At 65.5% G+C, this 17,993-nt stretch carries 13 protein-coding genes and 2 tRNA genes; 8 read left to right on the top strand and 7 right to left on the bottom strand.

Features of this window, described 5'->3' with window-relative positions; genetic code table 11:
* Positions 1-269: 269 nt before the first annotated feature.
* The 3 genes from EL249_RS03570 (at position 270) to EL249_RS03560 (ending at position 3,121) form a co-directional block, all read left to right on the top strand.
* Positions 270-1,814: a flavodoxin domain-containing protein gene (locus tag EL249_RS03570; RefSeq protein WP_005674296.1), complete on the top strand. Its 1,545-nt coding sequence runs from the start codon at positions 270-272 to the stop codon at positions 1,812-1,814.
* A gap of 108 nt (positions 1,815-1,922) precedes the next feature.
* Positions 1,923-2,321: a group III truncated hemoglobin gene (locus EL249_RS03565; RefSeq protein WP_005674297.1), complete on the top strand. Its 399-nt coding sequence runs from the start codon at positions 1,923-1,925 to the stop codon at positions 2,319-2,321.
* A gap of 134 nt (positions 2,322-2,455) precedes the next feature.
* A complete protein-coding gene (locus EL249_RS03560) occupies positions 2,456-3,121 on the top strand; it encodes a DsbA family protein (RefSeq protein WP_005674299.1) in 666 nt (221 codons plus the stop codon).
* A 54-nt stretch (positions 3,122-3,175) separates the two neighbouring features.
* Here the strand turns inward: EL249_RS03560 and EL249_RS03555 are convergent, their stop codons facing one another.
* On the bottom strand, positions 3,176-4,492 hold the full coding sequence (locus EL249_RS03555; RefSeq protein WP_005674301.1) for an anaerobic C4-dicarboxylate transporter: 1,317 nt from the start codon (positions 4,490-4,492) through the stop codon (positions 3,176-3,178).
* Between the two features lie 352 nt (positions 4,493-4,844).
* Here EL249_RS03555 and EL249_RS03550 point away from each other — a divergent pair, with 352 nt between their 5' ends.
* Both EL249_RS03550 and EL249_RS03545 read left to right on the top strand, forming a co-directional pair.
* Positions 4,845-5,249 (top strand): DUF2946 domain-containing protein, encoded by a 405-nt coding sequence (locus EL249_RS03550; protein WP_005674303.1) that lies wholly within the window; start codon positions 4,845-4,847, stop codon positions 5,247-5,249.
* A 284-nt stretch (positions 5,250-5,533) separates the two neighbouring features.
* On the top strand, positions 5,534-6,229 hold the full coding sequence (locus tag EL249_RS03545; protein WP_005674304.1) for a Crp/Fnr family transcriptional regulator: 696 nt from the start codon (positions 5,534-5,536) through the stop codon (positions 6,227-6,229).
* Positions 6,230-6,329: 100 nt separating this feature from the next.
* Here EL249_RS03545 and EL249_RS03540 read toward each other — a convergent pair whose 3' ends face one another.
* The 4 genes from EL249_RS03540 to EL249_RS03530 all read right to left on the bottom strand — a co-directional run bounded on the left by EL249_RS03540 (position 6,330) and on the right by EL249_RS03530 (position 7,713).
* Positions 6,330-7,034, bottom strand: coding sequence for a hypothetical protein (locus tag EL249_RS03540; RefSeq protein WP_005674305.1), 705 nt, complete (start codon positions 7,032-7,034; stop codon positions 6,330-6,332).
* On the bottom strand, positions 7,034-7,183 hold the full coding sequence (locus EL249_RS13130; protein ID WP_170169595.1) for a hypothetical protein: 150 nt from the start codon (positions 7,181-7,183) through the stop codon (positions 7,034-7,036). The genes EL249_RS03540 and EL249_RS13130 overlap by 1 nt, the downstream gene beginning before the upstream one ends.
* Positions 7,184-7,375: 192 nt before the next feature.
* Positions 7,376-7,449, bottom strand: a tRNA-Gly gene (locus EL249_RS03535).
* 178 nt (positions 7,450-7,627) lie between these two features.
* Positions 7,628-7,713: transfer RNA gene (locus EL249_RS03530), tRNA-Tyr, on the bottom strand.
* 444 nt (positions 7,714-8,157) lie between these two features.
* Between EL249_RS03530 and EL249_RS03525 the strand changes: the two genes are divergently transcribed.
* The 3 genes from EL249_RS03525 (at position 8,158) to malQ (ending at position 14,989) form a co-directional block, all read left to right on the top strand.
* Entirely contained in the window at positions 8,158-10,650 is a 2,493-nt protein-coding gene (locus tag EL249_RS03525) for a glycogen/starch/alpha-glucan phosphorylase (protein WP_083799635.1), read from the top strand.
* Positions 10,651-11,171: 521 nt separating this feature from the next.
* Positions 11,172-13,385: a glycogen debranching protein GlgX gene (glgX, locus tag EL249_RS03520; protein ID WP_005674308.1), complete on the top strand. Its 2,214-nt coding sequence runs from the start codon at positions 11,172-11,174 to the stop codon at positions 13,383-13,385.
* Positions 13,386-13,390: 5 nt separating this feature from the next.
* Entirely contained in the window at positions 13,391-14,989 is a 1,599-nt protein-coding gene (gene malQ, locus EL249_RS03515) for a 4-alpha-glucanotransferase (RefSeq protein WP_050782081.1), read from the top strand.
* 117 nt (positions 14,990-15,106) lie between these two features.
* On the opposite strand, the gene EL249_RS03510 is transcribed toward malQ, so the two are convergent.
* A complete protein-coding gene (locus EL249_RS03510; RefSeq protein WP_232002033.1) occupies positions 15,107-16,156 on the bottom strand; it encodes a LysR family transcriptional regulator in 1,050 nt (349 codons plus the stop codon).
* 245 nt (positions 16,157-16,401) lie between these two features.
* Complete coding sequence (glgA, locus tag EL249_RS03505; RefSeq protein WP_005674311.1) at positions 16,402-17,907, bottom strand: glycogen synthase GlgA; 1,506 nt, start codon at positions 17,905-17,907, stop codon at positions 16,402-16,404.
* Positions 17,908-17,993 lie beyond the last annotated feature (86 nt).

Raw genomic sequence — 17,993 nt, 5'->3', positions numbered from 1 at the left:
TCCCCGGCGGTGCAACCGTACCGGGAAATGACCGCGCAAGGCGGTCAGTCTGGTCAACCCATCGCCTGATAAAATCCATCGGGAATTATCTCCCTGATACGCGCCCGGACGTGCCTTGGGGTCAACCCGCACACCGGCCCTGCCATGTGACGCACCCGTGGTGCGAGGCACTCGTGGGGCCCGCCACGCCGGGCACGTCACTGCGCCCTGCCCAAGCTACCCTGCCGGGGCATGGGGGATACCCCGCTCGTCTCACCCAACCAAGACACATGAACGCCATCGCCCACCGCGTGGTGATCGGCTATGGGTCGGAGTCGGGCAATGCCCGCGCTCTGGCCCAGCAGCTGGCCGCCGACCCTGCCCTGCAGCCCTTCTCCCCCCAGGTCCTCACCCTGAACGAAATCTCGCCCGGCATGCTGCAGGACGGGAACCCGCTGTTCATCATCTCCTCGCAGTTCGGCGACGGGGAGCCGCCCTCCAATGCGGAGGCCTTCCTGGCACTGATCCAGAAGACCGATTCGCTGGCCGGGCTGCGCTACGCCATCTTCGGGCTGGGCGACACCGCCTACCCGCACTTCTGCGGCTTCACCCGGCAGCTGGACGAGCTGCTGCAGGCCCGTGGTGCCACCGCCCTCATCAACCGCGTCGATGCCGACAGCAACTTCCAGCAGTTCTTTGCCCAGTGGCTGCCCGTGGTGGGCAAGGTCCTGAACGGTGACGCCGAAGCCGGCAAGGCCCTGCACCTGCAGGTCAGGGCCTACGGTGCAGGCTCGGCCTACGAGGCGAAGCTGCTGGAGCGCCGGGCGCTGAGCACCAGCCGCCCGGCGGCCTACCATCTGCGCCTGGACACCACCGACAGCGGCATGGTCTGGCGTGCCGGCGACACCGTGTACGTGATGGCCGAGAACGATCCCCAGCTGCTGGGCGCACTGGCCAAGTACTACGGATCGTTCGATGCCACCGCGCTGCTTCGCCACAAGGAGCTGCGGCAGATCAGCAAGGGCGTGCTGCGCGACCTGGGCAAGCTCACCAGCAGCGAGGAACTGAAGGAGCTGCTGAAGTTCAAGAACCGCAAGGCCCTGGAAGAGTACCTGTGGGGCGCCGACATCCTGGACATCCTGCAGGACTTCTGCAGCCCCCAGAGCGTGCCGCTGGCCGAGCTGGCCAAGCTGCTCTCGCCGTGCCTCATCCGCGCCTACTCCATAGCCTCGCACGGTGCGGCGGGCCACATCGACCTGTGCGTGCGCGAGGTGGACTACGAGCGCAAGGGCCGCCGGCACCGGGGGACCGCCACGCGCTTCCTGCTCACGCATGAGGGACCGTTCCGCATCTACTGCCGCTCCAACCCGGGCTTTCACCTGGCGGGCAGCGCCGACACCCCGCTGATCCTCATTGGTACCGGCACCGGCATCGCCCCGCTGATGGGCCTGCTGCGCGAGATGCAGGCCAGCGGCGTGAAACGCGAGAACTGCCTGATCTTCGGCGAGAAACGCCGTGCCGAGGACTTCCTCTATCAGGAAGAACTGGAGGCCATACAGCAGGAAGGCGTGCTGGGCGAGCTGATCACCGCCTTCTCGCGCGACGGGGCCGAGAAATACTATGTCCAGAACGCCATCGCCGACCATGCCGAGCGCCTGCGGCCGATGCTGGAAAAAGGCGCCCACGTCTACGTCTGCGGCAACAAGGCCCACCTGGAGGAGGCCGTGGCCCAGGCCTTCGACACCCTGATGGCCAACAGTGACCGCCTGCCTGCCAATGACCGCTGGTGGAAACTGATGCAGCGCGAAGGCCGGGTGCACCTGGAGCTTTACTGACCCTCACGGCCGGTGGGTGGGTGCATCCCCACCCATCGGCGACCGTTTCCGGACCTGCCCGGAAGGTGCCACAATGGCGCCCCGTCCATTTCGCCTTTGCACCGCACCATGGCCGCCGACATCTGCACCGAAGAAGACATCTCCCGGATGGTCTACACCTTCTATGACCGCATCCGTAGTGACGAGATCCTGGGGCCGGTCTTCGACCGTCACATCGATGACTGGGACCCGCACCTTGTGAAAATGGTGGACTTCTGGTCCAGCCTCTTGCGCCGCACCGGCCGCTTCGAAGGCGCCCCCATGCCCAAGCACATCGCCCTGCCCGATCTGGACGCCGATCTCTTCAAGCGCTGGCTGTCGCTCTTTGCCGAAAGCCTGACCGAACACCCCAACCAGGTCATGGCCGCCCAGGCCAACGAAATGGCTGCCCGGATCGCACAACGCCTGTGGCTGGGCTACCAGATGGGCAACTTCCCCGACAAAGAGCCCACACTTCTGTCAGTTTGAGCAACACTAGTACACAATACCACCACTAGCACCTCGCCCATTCCTGCGCGGTTTTCCGCAGCGCACCAGAATCCTCGGCTGTTTCCTGATGATTTGCAGCCGGATCTCTCGCTGGCAAGGCACGGTGCCGTGGCATGAGCAAGACCCTGACCTACCTCTTCGACCCGCTTTGCGGCTGGTGTTACGGCGCCAGCCCGGCACTGGCCAGCATCGTCGAAAGCACCGGGGTCGGGCTGGAGCTGCTGCCCACCGGCCTGTTTGCCGGCCACGGCGCACGCCCCATGGACATGAGTCTGGCCAGCCACGCCTGGACCAACGACCAGCGCATCGAGGAGATCACCGGCCAGATCTTCAGCCTGACCTACCGAGACCAGGTGCTGTGCAATCTCCACCAGCCCATGGACAGCACTGCCGCCACACTGGCACTCACGGCCGTGGCCCAGACCCAGCCCCAGCGGGAATTCGAGGCGCTGCAGCGCATCCAGCGCGCACGTTACGTGGATGGATGCAACATCACCGAGCTGGCCACCCTGTGCGAATTGCTGCGCAGCCTCGGACTGTGCGATGCAGCTACACGGCTTCAGGCGGCCACACCCGAACTGCATGCCGCCACCAACCAGCGCATCGGCCGGGCCTGCACGCTCATGAACGAGCTGTCGGCCCGTGGCGTGCCCGGCTTCGTCATCCAGGACGACGGCGAGCAGCGCCTGCTGCCCTCCAGCATGCTGTTCTCGCAACCCATGCACTTTGCGCGCCAGGTGTGCGGCATCAGCCAGGCCGAGCTGGACAACCTGCTCTGACCTGGAAGGAATGCCGGCCGGCCCCTGTCACGGGTCCGGCCGGGCATGAGGTCATCAGAAGAACATCTGCGCGAACAGCAGCCCCAGCGCCAGCGAGAACGCCATGCTGAGCAGGCCCGGCAGCATGAAGCTGTGGTTGAAGATGTAGCGCCCGATGCGCGTGGTTCCCGTGGTGTCGAAGTCGATCGACGCGATGATCGGCCCGTAGTTGGGAATGAAGAAGTAGCCGTTGACCGCCACCAGCGTGCCGATCAGGATCGGTGCAGGCACCCCCAGTGCGATGCCCACCGGAAAGAGCGTGGTCACCGTGGCTCCCTGACTGTTGACCAGCACCGACAGCACGAAGAGTGCAAATGCGAAGGTCCATGGCGCTGTCTCCACCAGCGACGAAACCGCCGCCTTCAGCTCCGGCAGATGCGCCTGCATCAGCGTGTCACCCATCCAGGCCACCCCGAACACCGCGATCACCGCCCGCATGCCGGCATGGAAGACGCTGCCCTGCGTGATCTCGTTGCCATCGGGCTTGCAGACCAGGATGATGAGCGCGGCTGCCGACAGCATCACGATCTCGATGGTGTGCGCCATGCCCATGTGCTCGCCGCCGAATACCGGCCGCAGCCACTTGAACGCCCCCATCAGCACCACCAGCAGGGCGGCCGCCAGGAAGATCCGCACCGACGTCTTCGCCGTCGGCTTGAGGGGAGCATCCTCGGCCACCGCCTCCACCGCATTCAGCTTCACGTACTCCGGATCCTTCAGCCGCTGCTGATAACCCGGATCATCGGCCAGCTCCTTGCCCATGCGATTGACGAACACGCAGGCCAGGCCGATGCCCAGGATGGTGGAGGGCACCGTCACCTTCAGCACGTCGATCAGCGTGATGTGCTGCGGCTCAAGGTAGTGCACGACCGAAACCACCGCGGCCGCCACCGGACTGGCCACGATGGCGAACTGCGAGGCGATCACCGCCATCGACAGCGGCCGCTCGGGCCGGATGCCATTGCGACGACTGACCTCGGCAATGACCGGCAGCACCGAGTAGGCCACGTGACCGGTACCGGCCACCACCGTGAAGGCATAGGTGACCGCCGGTGCAATGAACGTGATGTAGCGCGGATTGCGATGCAGCACCCGCGTGGCGACCCGCACCAGATAGTCCAGGCCGCCAGCCGCCTGCATGGCTGCCGCGGCCGAGACCACCGCCATGATCATCATCATCACGTCGATGGGGGGACTGGTGGGCTGGATATGGAAACCGAAGGCCATCACGGCCAGGCCGATACCCCCGAACACGCCCAGTCCGATGCCTCCCACCTGCGCACCGATGAGGATGCACAGCAGGACAACGGCAAACTGAATGGCAAAAAGCATGATGACTCCCGAGAGGCGTCACCACAGGCCTCCGGGTCTGGCCCTTGCCACGAGACCGTAGCCACCAGGCCACGCCGTCATACTCAAGAACCTTTCGCCTTGCCTGTGGTGATTGATTCTTATTGGAAAAAGTGAGAAAAGTATAGTTGATGCAAGCCTGCCGTCGCCATGCGAATCCCTGAAAATCGCTCGGCTCCGAACCGCCCCACGAAACCCGAAATGATGCGATGATAAGGAACGTGTCATCACGTCCTGAGACAACCTGTAAGACCAGGTGACAGCACCCGCATCTACCCGCATAATTTGACCTTCTTCAGAGAATCGGGGTCATTGCCGTCCTGCCCGTACTGACATGAACACGTGTCGCAACCGTCCGCTGATCATCTGGATCGCCATGCTGGCCGTCCTGATGGGCACGCTTGCGCCGTCGATGACCTCTCTGCTGGCGGCTGCCCGGGGCGAGATCCCGCTTGAGATCTGCACCACCCCGTACAACCGGGGCGCAGCCTCGCTGCTGGCGCAACGCGCCGCCCAGGACGCCCAGTCCCCCATCGATCACACCCTGCTGCACGACGGGGGGCACTGCCCCTACTGCCGCCTGCAACAGGAAGTGCCGGCCATGCCCCATGCGCCTCAGCCCCTGGTGCTGGCCACGATCACCACTGTCCGGCAGGCACTCCAGCTTGCCCCCACCCCGCCACCGGTCGCTCCGGCCTGGCCTCCCCAGCTCAGTCGCGCTCCGCCGCAACTCTCCTGAACCTGCGTCCACGCGACGCCTGCGTTCGTGCCTGCCCGTCTTCCCGGCCCGAGCAGCAAGGTCCCATGACCCCGCTGCCCCGCCTGGAGGTGGATATCCGGAACACCCGACGTATCCCCAGACGGATCGCCTGACGATGTGACCACCCCCGGCCCCACAAGGCCTCATTCGGTCCGCATCCCCGAGCAGGACCCCATCGGTCCCCGCCCGACATCAGGTCCCTCCGGCACATCGCCCACGCAGCCTGCGTCGCCCGTCCGTACACAGCGCATCTGGAGATTGCCATGAATATCTTCGCCAGCCCCTCGCGGGCCCCTGGCCAGGCAGGCCAGACATACAACGAGAACTGGAGCGAGACCACCATGAATCACGACGCTTTCGATGCCCATGAGGCCCCCCGTTCACTGTCCGTGGGTGAACACCTTTTCCTGGCCGGCGAACGCAATGGCGTCTGGCAGCTGAGCCGCGGCCTGGTCCGACTGGAAAGCGTCGGCCCCTCGGGCACCAGCTTCGTCCGCCTGGCCATGCCGGGTGACCTGCTGGGCGCCGAGTGCGCCCTGCACCAGCCCTACGCCTTCAACGCCGTCGCCGTCACCGACTGTGAAGTCACCCGCGTGGATACCGGCAACGACATGCAGCGGATGCTCATCGTGATGACCGCCTTCCTGCAGGAACAGAGCCGCGCAGCCGACGCCATGCGCATGCGCCAGGGCTCGGTGGCCGCCCGCCTGGATCACCTGCTGCAGGTCCTGAACGCCGGCATGGACGAGTCCGAGCCGATCTCGGTGCGCCAGCGCAAGCTGCCCCAGCTGCGCGACCTGGCCTTCATGATCGACTCCACCCCCGAAAGCGCCTGCCGCTACCTGAGCCAGCATCTGGGTCTGCAGCGTCAGCGCCGCTACCGGCGCACGGCAGCCGTGAAGGCCGCCTCCACGCCCCACCCGGTCCCGATGGCCGAAGCGATGGCAGCCGCGGGCTGATTCCCGCGGCGGGCCCTGGAGCGAACCAGGGCCCGCCCAAATCCCGTCCGGCGTGGGACGGGAACCCCCACCCCCTTTACACCTTTGGACGCAAGTCCCTTCAGGCCATCTCGCGGAATCCGCGATCAGTGATGCCGGTCATGGCCGACACTTTCGCCCCAATGGCACACAGCTCATCGATGGCAGCCTGACGCTTGCGCGGTGTGAGCCCGCTGTTGCCACGACTTCGTACCGTAGCCAGCGTCAGTGTCTGGTAGGACCAGTTGCCCAGCTCCAGCGTCACCTCCTGTATCGACAGCGAGGTGGTGCGCAACCAGACATACGGAGACAGGTCGACTTCCCGACTACGCAGCACCCGTTTCCCCAGGCAGAGCTGGCGAACCAGCCGGGCCCGCGCGACTCCCGTCGGAGCATCAGATAGCGTGCCCGATCCGGAAGCAGACACCAAGGCCTTCTCGGCACCAGACAGCTGCCCCCTTCCGGATGCTGCCGCTCCCTCACCCTTCGACGCCAACCTCTCCCCCGCCTCGGCCGGCGGCGTGGCGTCCTCGACAACTTCAAGCAACCAGTACGACCGCAAGACCAGGGAGAGCACCGTCAGCAGGACAACCCCTAACACAATGGCGATCCCGAAAGGTGGGCGCCATCGGTCCAGTACGACCAGCGACGGCACGACAAACAGCACGGCAGGCAGCTTGTTCTTTGTTCCGAAGGTATACGCGCTGTTGATGGGGATGCGCAACGTTCGGGGTACCTGCGTCGGGCTCTCCGGCATTGGGTTCTGCTGCATCAGGCTGTCCTGCATCAGGTTCGCCCTTCATCCACCCGCGCACGCAGCGCGTCCGGCGTGATGATCAGGTAGGAACGCAAGGGCTGCCAGACAGCCATGAACAGGCAGAACGCCACCAGCAGCATCAGCATTCCGGACAGCAGCAGCATGACGGGATCCCTCATCAGCGACGCTGACAGCATTGTTGAAGCGTCTCCGAACAGGAAGCCTCCGACGACAGGCGGTACCAAGACACCCCCCAATGGCACCAACCATCGGGTGGCAAGCGGCTTCGCCCCGAAAGTTTGATGACATTCGAGCGGAATGCGCAACACCCGTTCCGGTGTCTGTTGCAGCGGGGATAGGTCGGCGGAAACTGGAGCGGGTGAAGGGAATCGAACCCTCGTCGTAAGCTTGGAAGGCTTCTGCTCTACCATTGAGCTACACCCGCTTGCGTGGCACCCACCGAACGGGCGGCGCCGCGAAACGAACATGCCGTGGGGCTGAATGCCTTGCACCGGCATGGAGCCGTGTGTCAGAAACAGGTGCAATGACCCTGCGGGGGTGATGCAACCGGACTGACTGGCCTGGGAGACGAACCCACCCGAACAGGTAGGCTGTGAAAGCGGTGGTGGAGAGGGTTGGATTCGAACCAACGTAGGCGTAAGCCAACAGATTTACAGTCTGCCCCCTTTAGCCACTCGGGCACCTCTCCGGGGAAGAGACCGAATTATGCCGTCGCCCGCGCGGCGTTGTCAAATGCCATGCAATAACTGCACTCCAAGGTCGGGAACTGAACAGGAAGACAAGGCACCAATATCCGGGCGAACCCCATGGGCATGCGCCCCGCTCAGGAGACACGAGCAACCTTCACATGGCGCCTGACAGATTGCCTCTCCCGACAAGGCAATCTGCAGCACAAGCCGCCAAAACACGGCATCTTCCCCGCCTGGAACAGGTTCTTCCCGCTTCAGGCGCGAGGACACGCCTTCAGGGAAAGATACCTGCGGCGCCGGCATGGATGAATACCCTGCCTGCCCTGTCAGCATCAGCCACGGCGCACGCCCGACACTGTTGCAATACGGGAGTTTGGTGGCAGAACCCGCCATTAAGCTGCAAAATCTACAGTTGTTGTTCACTTCACCGAAAGGTCGTGAAGATGCCCTCCAAGTCCCCCAAGAAGACCAAGAATCCCACCCCGTTGACCGAAGCCTTCGAGCCGGCCTCGATCGAACGGAATGACCATGAGGCCCTGCGCCGCTACGTGGCCAACCGCCTCCTCTACACCATCGGCAAGGACCCGAAGACCGCCACGAAGGCAGACTGGTACGCCGCGCTGGCCCGCCTGGCTCGTGACAAGCAGATCGAGAACTGGATCGAGACCACGCGCCAGCAATACGGCCAGAAGGTCAAGCGCGTCTACTACCTCTCGATGGAATTCCTGGTCGGTCGCGCGCTGACCAACAGCCTGATGGCCATCGACCTTTACGACGAGCTGGCCACGGCCCTGGCCGAAGGCGGCATCGATCTGGAAGAGGCCCGCGAGGAAGAACCCGATCCGGGTCTGGGCAACGGCGGCCTGGGCCGCCTGGCCGCCTGCTTCCTGGATTCGATGGCCACCACCGGTCTGCCCAGCTTCGGCTACGGCATCCGCTACGACTACGGCATGTTCGCCCAGTCGATCCACGACGGTTACCAGGTCGAGCAGCCCGATGACTGGCTCAAGCTGGGCAACCCGTGGGAATTCCCCCGTCCGCAGGTCACCTTCCCCATCAAGTTCGGTGGCTGGGTCGAGCACGACCCCGAGCGCGGTGCCCTCTGGCACGAGGCCGAGAAGGTCATGGCCACGGCCTACGACATGATCGTGCCCGGCTATCACACCAAGACCATCAACACCATGCGGCTGTGGCATGCCCGCGCCGCCGAGAGCCTGGACCTGACCCTGTTCTCGCAGGGCAACTACATGCAGGCCGTGGCCAGCAAGAACCAGTCGGAAAACGTCACGCGCGTGCTGTATCCGGATGATTCCAGCTACCAGGGCCGCGAGCTGCGTCTGCGCCAGGAGTACTTCTTCGTCAGCGCCTCGCTGCAGGACATCGTCCGCCGCTACCTGCACAACCACGAGAACTTCTCCGAGCTGTCCGATCAGGTGGCCATCCACCTGAACGACACCCACCCGGCCATCGCCGTGCCCGAGCTGATGCGCATCCTGGTGGACGACCACAAGATGTCGTGGAACAGCGCCTGGGCCCAGTGCTGCAAGGTGTTCTCCTACACCAACCACACGCTGATGCCCGAAGCGCTGGAGACCTGGCCGGTGGCCATGATGCGCAGCGTGCTGCCGCGCCACCTCGAGATCATCTTCGAGATCAACAAGCGCTTCCTGGACTGGGTGCGCACCCACCACGGCGAGGACCACGACCTGCTGCGTCGCGTGTCGCTGATCGACGAGACCGGCGAGCGCCGCGTGCGCATGGCCTACATGTGCGTGCTGGCCAGCCACAAGGTCAACGGCGTGTCCAAGCTGCACAGCCAGCTGCTGGTCGACACCATCTTTGCCGACTTCGCCAAGCTGTTCCCGGGCCGCTTCATCAACATCACCAACGGCATCACGCCGCGCCGCTGGCTGGCCAACGCCAACCGGCCGCTGTCGGCCCTCATCGACAAGTCGATCGGCACCGACTGGCGCAAGAACCTCGGCGAGCTGTCCAAGCTGAAGAAGTTCGCGGACAAGCCTGCATTCCTGAAGGAATTTGCAGCCGCCAAGCTCACCAACAAGCAGCGCCTGGCCGACTGGGTCAAGACGCACGGTGGGGTCGACATCGACCCGAACGCCATGCTGGACGTGCAGGTCAAGCGCTTCCACGAGTACAAGCGCCAGCTGCTGAACGTGCTGCACATCGTGCATCGCTACAACCAGATGGTGGCCAACCCCGACAAGGACTGGACGCCGCGCACCTTCCTCTTCTCCGGCAAGGCCGCCTCGGCCTACCGGATGGCCAAGCTGATCATCAAGCTGATCAACGACGTGGCCCGCAAGGTCAATGCCGAGCCGGCGCTGCGCGACCGGATGAAGGTCGTGTTCGTGCCCAACTACAGCGTCTCGGCCGCCGAGATGATCATGCCGGCCGCGAACCTGTCCGAGCAGATCTCCACAGCCGGCACCGAGGCATCGGGCACCGGCAACATGAAGCTGGCCATCAACGGCGCGCTCACCATCGGCACGATGGACGGGGCCAACGTCGAGATCCACGAACAGGTGGGCGACGACAACATCTTCATCTTCGGTCACCGCACCGAGGAAGTGGCGAAGATCAAGGCTGCTGGCTACGATCCGGCCCGCTACTATGAAGAGAATCCCGACCTGCGTCTGGTGATCGACCAGATTGGCGGCGGCTTCTGGTCGCCCGACGATGCCGGCCGCTTCCGCCCGATCGCCGATTCGCTGCTGCGTCAGGACACCTACCTGCTGCTGGCCGACTTCGCCGATTACGTGGCCACGCAGGAGAAGGTCGATGCGCTGTACCGCGACCAGGACGCCTGGAACCGGAAGGCCGTCATCAACGTCTCCGGCATGGGCATCTTCTCCAGCGACCGCACGATCCTGGAGTACGCCGACAAGATCTGGGACGTTAAACCCCTGAAGGTCTGAGAGGGCGCCGGGTTCGCCCGGCACACACTTTGACGATGCGTTGGCACCATGCCAACGCCTGCCGGGTCGTTCACGGGATTCCGCCTGCATTTTGCGGTATCTTCGTGCCGGCTTTTTCGGCGCCGGCCAGCTCGGGCAGACCCAGGGTCCCCCCCGGGCTGGCCTTTTCCCGGCGCAGCTCTGGATACGCGCCGACAGCACTGGCATCAACCGCCGGCCTGGCCCCGCCCCGTCGCTGCACGGGGCTCGGCTGGACACCGCAGGCCAGACGCGCCAGCCCATGCCCTTCACCTCCCGGGTGTCATGAGCTGGCGCCAGCCTGCCGCCCTCGACCGGCACCGGACATGGCCCGACACGCTCGGGCCATGGCCCCGGCTGACAGCAGCTCCCATCGTCACCCCTGACCGGGTGGCAGGACGAGACGCGCAGAGCAATCCGAGACAGCCCTCCTCGCAGTTACCTCACCGGTCCGCCGTTCGCCGCGGAAGGCAGGCCATGGCGTGAGAACTTTTGAACGATCCATGAAAGACGAAAAATTGCCCAAGGGCCGAGTGTGGCCACTGGGTGCCTCCTGTCATGACGGTGGCGTCAACTTTGCCCTTTTCAGCAGCGGTGCGCGCAGCGTCACGCTGTGCGTGTTCGACACCGACGGCCACGAAACCCACCGCTATGCGATGAACGGCCCGGTCAACAACGTCTGGCACGGTTTCCTGCCCAATACCGGCACAGGGCTGATCTACGGCTACCGCGTGGATGGCCCCTACGATCCATCCCGCGGCCTGCGCTACAACCCCGCCCGTCTGCTGCTGGACCCCTACGCCCGGCGCCTGCAAGGCCAGTTCCAATGGCATGAATCCCATCTGGACCGACCTGACACCCAGATGGATGACAACGCCGCCTACATGCCCAAGGCCGTGGTCACTGGCGTGCACGAGTTCGACTGGGAAGGCGATCGACGCCCGAACATCCCGATGTGCGAAAGCGTCATCTACGAGGTGCACGTCAAGGGCTTCACCCAATCCCACCCCGACGTGCCGGCCGAGTTGCGCGGCACCTATGAGGGCATGGCCAGCCCGGCCGCCATTGCCCACCTGAAGCGTCTGGGCGTAACCGCCGTGGAACTGCTGCCCGTGCAGGAATCCGTCAGCGAAGGCACGCTGATCGAGATGGGGCTGTGCAACTACTGGGGCTACAACACCCTGGCCTTCTTCGCCCCCGATCGCCGCTTTGCGCGCCAGGACCCGGTCAACGAGTTCCGGCACATGGTGAAGGAGCTGCACCGCCACGGCATCGAGGTGATCCTGGACGTGGTGTACAACCACACGCCCGAAGGCGACCAGCGCGGCCCCACGCTGTCGTGGCGCGGACTGGACAACCAGGCCTACTACCACCTCAGCCGCCAGGATCCGGCCTACTACGCCAACTACACCGGCACCGGCAACAGCGTCAACGCCAGCAACTATGTGGCGCTGCAAATGATCATGGACTCGCTGCGCTACTGGGTCCAGGAGATGCACGTCGACGGTTTCCGCTTCGATCTGGCCTCGGTGCTGGGGCGCGTGGCCCTGCCCAACTCGAACGACCCAGGCCGCTTCGACCGCTACGCACCGTTCTTCCAGGCTGTCCGGCAGGACCCGGCCCTGGCCGGCATCAAGCTGATCGCCGAGCCCTGGGACGCGGCCGGCGGCGGCTACCAGCTGGGCGCCTATCTGCCGGGCTGGAGCGAGTGGAACGACCGCTTCCGCGACACGACGCGCTGTTTCTGGCTTCAACCCCACAAGGACCGCGGCGCCTTTGCCAGCCAGATTTCCGGTGCCAGCGAGCAGTTCCATCACGATGGCCGCTGCCCGCAATCCAGCATCAACTTCATCACCTCGCACGACGGCTTCACGCTGAACGATCTGGTTTCCTACAACCAGAAGCACAACGAGCCCAACGGCGAGGACAACCGCGACGGCCACAACGACAACCACAGCTGGAACGCCGGGGCGGAAGGCCCTACTGACGACCCGGACATCAACCGCACCCGCGCACGCCTGAAACGGGTCATGCTGGCCTCGCTGCTGCTGTCGCAGGGCACGCCGATGCTGACCGCCGGCGACGAGATGGGGCGTACCCAGCACGGCAACAACAACGCCTACAACCAGGACAACGCCATCAGCTGGCTGGACTGGAAGAGTGCCGACGAAGACCTGATCGGCTTCACGGCGCACCTGATCCACCTGCGCAAGAAGCACCCGCAGCTGCACCTGCCCATCTGGCTGCTGGGCGCCCCCACGGCCTCCGGCATGCTGGACGTGCGCTGGCTCAACAGCCAGGGACAATCGATGCCGGCCGAGCAGTGGAACCAGGATGGCGACGGGGTATTCGCCCAGATTCTGGGCGCCCACAATGATGATGAACAGGATCTGCTGATCGTCTTCAACCCCGACGGCGAGAACCGCCCCTTCGTGATGCCCGAAGGCGACTGGACCATGGTGCTGGACACCAACCAGGCCGACGGCCAGCCCTGGCGGGCCAACTCCACCGAAGGCGAGGTGGACGAGACCATGACACAGATCATGCGGCTGGGCCTGGCCATCAACAAAAACAGCAAGCTTCGCGCACCTGTGGTCAAATGCAAGACACAGGGCGCAACAAGTAGCGACGTTCCTGCCGCCAAACCGAAAGGAACTTCCGCGCGCACGCTGCGTCCTCATTCCGTCTATATGTTCGTTGCCCGTCGCAAAGGATGAAGACCATGAGTCCAAACACCTCTCGTGCCAGCGGCATCCTGCTGCACATCACCTCACTACCGGATACCGAGCCCGTCGGCCCTGAACAGCCGCTCACCATCCAGCACCCAGGTTCGGGAGACTTCGGACCCAGCGCCTATCACTTCATCGACTGGCTGGAGCACGCCGAGCAGTACCTGTGGCAGATCCTGCCGCTGGTGCCTCCGGGCAGCGGCTATTCGCCGTACATGAGCCCGGCCGGCATGGCCTTCAACCCCATGCTGGTGGACCTGCGAGGCCTGGCCTCGCAAGGCTGGCTGCCGGCCGACTTCCAGGAAGACTACTCGGTCGACGGCGAGCCGGGCCCCGCCCCGCGTGAAGGCCGGATCGACTTCCCGCGTGTCGAGCGCTTCCGCCTGCGTGCACTGACCCAGGCGGCCCGCACCTTCCTGGGAAATCCCCATGAACCGCTGCGCGCCGAGTTCGACGACTTCCGCGAGCGCGAAGGCGCCTGGCTGGACGACTATGCCCTGTTCATGGTGCTGGACCGTCTCTACCAGGGCAAGCCCTGGCAGGAATGGCCGGCCGACCACGCCCAGCGCAAGCCGGCCGCCCTGGAGCACATCCGCCAGGACTACCGCGACGACTACCTGTTCTGGTGCTTCGTGCAGTGGGTGGCCGAAAAACAATGGCAGGCCATCCGCACCTACGCCAACGCCCACAACGTCCGCATCGTGGGTGATGTGCCCATCTTCGTGGCGCTGCACAGCGCCGACACCTGGGCCAACCCCAAGCTCTTCGACTTGGGCAAGGATCTCTGGCCCACGCACGTGGCCGGCGTTCCGCCCGACTACTTCGCCGTGGATGGCCAGCGCTGGGGCAACCCGCTGTACCGCTGGTCCGAGCACGCCAAGCAGGGCTACGCCTGGTGGATCGCACGCGTCAAGCGCTGCCTGGCCCTGACCGACATCGTGCGCATCGACCACTTCCGCGGCTTCGACGCCTACTGGGCCATCCCGTCCACCTGCCCCACGGCACGCGAGGGCGAATGGACGCCCGGCCCGGGCATGGCGCTCTTCAACGCCCTGGAAAAGGCGCTGGGCAAGCTGCCGCTGGTGGCCGAGGACCTGGGCCTTCAGACCGACAGCCTGCGCAAGCTGCTGGCCGACACCGGCCTGCCCGGCATGGCCGTGCTGCAACTGGCCTTCCTGGACGATTCCGAGAACGTCTTCCTGCCGCACAACCTGCGTCGCAACCAGATCGTCTACACCGGCACCCACGACAACGACACGACGCTGGGCTGGTTCGCCCAGGCGTCCGATCGGGAGCGTGCGCTGGCACAGGTGTACCTGAAGACCGACGGTCGGGAAATGCACTGGGAGCTGGTCCACGCGGCCTCGCAGTCCGTCTCGGGCTGGGCCATCTACCAGATGCAGGACATTCTGGGCCTGGGCGCCGAAGGCCGGATGAACTACCCCGGAGAAGCCTCCGGCTGGTGGGGCTGGCGCTTTGCCTGGCACCAGCTGCACGAGTGGCAGACGCGCCGCCTGCGCGCCATCACCCAGGTGCATGGCCGCAGCAAACCCGAATGGGTGTGCTCGGAAGAAGAGGCAGCGGACAAGTGATCCGCTGATCAGCGGGGCCCGGCAGCAACCGGGCCTCGCGACCCGCCTTCACTCTTGAGGGCCGGTTCCATCCTTGCAGGTGGGTCCGGCCCTTGCCGTTTCCGGCCCAGGCCGGACTCAGTCGTCCTGGGCGCTTGCGCCCCACGGATTGCGCAACGCGCTGGCAATCAGCGCGGGCATAGGCTCGCCGCCAAAGCGGGTGAGCGGCACGTTGCGCGTGCCCCAGACGCGGCGCAGCGTGACGTCGTCAATCATCTTGCGCAGCCAGCGATGTGAGGGCAGCTGCTCCTGCCGCCGGTGCCACACCATGTCGATGCGCATGGCCGGCAACGCCACCGGCAATGGCTGCCACGCCAGACGGTCGGCAATGCCGGTGGCCGGAACGAAGTCCAAGGGCAGCACCGTGAGCAGATCGGACTGGGCCACCACATGGGCCGCCGTGAAGAACTGGTTGAGCGTGAGCACGATGCGCCGGGTACGCTGGCGCGTGGCCAGCGCCTCGTCGACGAAACCGAAGGGCCGCCCCGAGTAGCTGACCAGCAGGTGCCGGGCATTGCAGTAGTCGTCCAGGCTGATGGGACCGGCACTCAGCGGGTGCCCCTCACGCATCACGCAGACATACTGGCCTTCGTAGATCTCCTGGTGCCCGAAGGTGTCGGGCCGATCTTCCTGCATCTCGCGCAGGATCACGTCGGCCACGGCGCCGGGGAAGTGCCCGACCGCCAGGTGCAGCTCGTCGTTTTCCAGAAGCGGGAGTGGATCACGCGTGGTGAGCGGACGCAGCCGCAGCGTGGCATTGGGGGCATCGCGCTGCAGCCGGTCCAGCAGCGGCGGCACCAGCAGGGCCGCCGTGGCATCGGCCATGGCGATGACGAAGGTCTCGCGGGTGCGCTGCGGATCAAAGGACTTGGGCGAGATGACGCCTCGCAGCGCGTTGAGCGCCGTGCGCACGTCGGGCCAGATGGCCAGTGCGAAGGGGGTGGGCTCGACGCCGCGGCCAGCGCGGATCAACAGTTCGTCCCCCAGGGCCTCACGCAGCCTGCGCAGGGCATTGCTGGCAGCCGGCTGGGTCATTGCGAGGTTGCGGGCCGCACGCGAGATGTTGCGCTCGGCCATGACTTCATCAAAAACCCGCAGCAGGTTCAGATCGAAGTTCTGGAAATCCACCCTTCTCCCCCAGTGACACCCCGCGGGCATCGTCATGACACCCGCCGGGCCGCCTTCTGCGGCCCCCCGGGATGGCGCCGGTCCGGGGCGGCAAGCCGCCCGCATCTTGCTTACGCGCCTGATTTTACGATCAGCAGCACCCAGTCGCGCAAGCCCGGGAAAACATCAAGGAAGCCGCCAGGCTGCCCGTGGAAGAAACAGGTCACGCAAACCCCTGGCGCGACACGTCGCGGGGGAAGACAGGATCACTGCCACTCACCCAGCAGGCGCTGGTAGAGCGACAGGTACTCGGCGGCGGACGGCCCCCAGCCGTGCCGGGCCTCCATGGCCGTGCGCATCCGCCACTCCCAGCCGCTGCGATCGTGCCACCACAGCGCGGCAGCGCGCTCCAGCGCATCAATCAGGCCCGAGATCTGGCCGCCCTGGAAGACAAATCCGTTGCTGGGCTGGCCATCCAGGTATTCGGTCACGGTGTCGGCCAGGCCACCCACCTTGCAGACCAGCGGCAGCGTGCCATAGCGCAGCCCGTACATCTGGGTCAGGCCGCAGGGTTCAAAGCGCGACGGCACCAGGATGAGGTCGCCGGCGCCGATCAGCCGGTGGGCCAGGCGCTCGTCATAGCCGATGCACACCGCCACCTGATCGGGGGCCTCCTCGGCCGCCTTCCGGAAGGCATCCTGCAGGTGGGCGTCCCCGCTGCCCAGCAGCGCCAGCTGGATGCCCAGCTCACGCATCTTCGGCAGCGCCTGCAGGACAAGGTCGGCCCCCTTCTGGTTGGTCAGCCGGCTGATCATGACCGCCAGCATGCGGTTCGGATCGACCGTGAGCCCCAGCTCCTGCTGCATGCGGGTCTTGTTCTCGACCTTGCGGCCCAGGTCATGGATGCCGTAGTTGGCACTGATCAGCGGGTCGGTCTGCGGATCCCAGACCGTCTCGTCAATGCCGTTGAGGATGCCCGAGAGGCGCTCGCGCCGCTCCAGCAGCACGCCCTGCATGCCGGCACCGCCCTCCGGCGTGGTGATCTCGTAGGCATAGCGCGGGCTGACCGTGCTCAGCCAGTCGGCAAACACCAGCCCGCCCTTCATGAAGCTGCCGTGCCCGTAGTATTCCAGGCTGCGGGACACCCCCGGCCGCAGGATGTGCGGCGGCAGGTCCAGCCCCGGCGCCTCCTCCAGCGGGAAGAGCCCCTGATAGATCAGGTTGTGGATGCTGAACACGGACTTCACCCGGCGCACCGGGTTCAGCGACAGATACACTGGCGCCAGCCCCGCGTGCCAGTCATGCGCATGCAGGATGTCGGCCTGCCACCAGGCATCGATGTCCCCCCAGGCCAGATGGGCCCCCACCCAGCCCAGCAGCGCAAAGCGCCGGATGTTGTCGGACCAGTCACGATGGTCCGGACCCAGATAGGGGTTGCCTTCGCGCCGGAAGTACCAGGGCGCATCCACGACATAGGCGGTCAGACCGCTCTCTTTCAGCCGCCCGTGCAGCACCCGCACGCGGGCGGCCCCCATCAGGGAACCCAGGTCGGCCACCAGGCCGACCTCTTCCAGATTGTCGATGATGGCCGGATAGCCCGGCACCAGCAGCCGGGCATCCACCCCCTGGGACAGCAGGGCCGTCGGCAGGGCGGCCGCGATGTCGCCCAGCCCGCCCGTCTTGACCTGCGGGTATACCTCGGCCGTGACGTGCAGGACCCGCACATTGCCCGCCGGTGCGCGATTGGGCTGCTGCCAGATCACGGCCGGCACGGCTGCGCCTCCCGTCGATCGGGCAGGATGCGCGTCATCGGGACGCGCAGCATGGGGTCGGGCAAGCGTACGGTCTGCAAACATCA

This window comes from Lautropia mirabilis (assembly GCF_900637555.1).
In the GTDB taxonomy this organism is placed as follows: domain Bacteria; phylum Pseudomonadota; class Gammaproteobacteria; order Burkholderiales; family Burkholderiaceae_E; genus Lautropia; species Lautropia mirabilis.
This window is presented reverse-complemented; position numbering and strand designations above follow the sequence as displayed.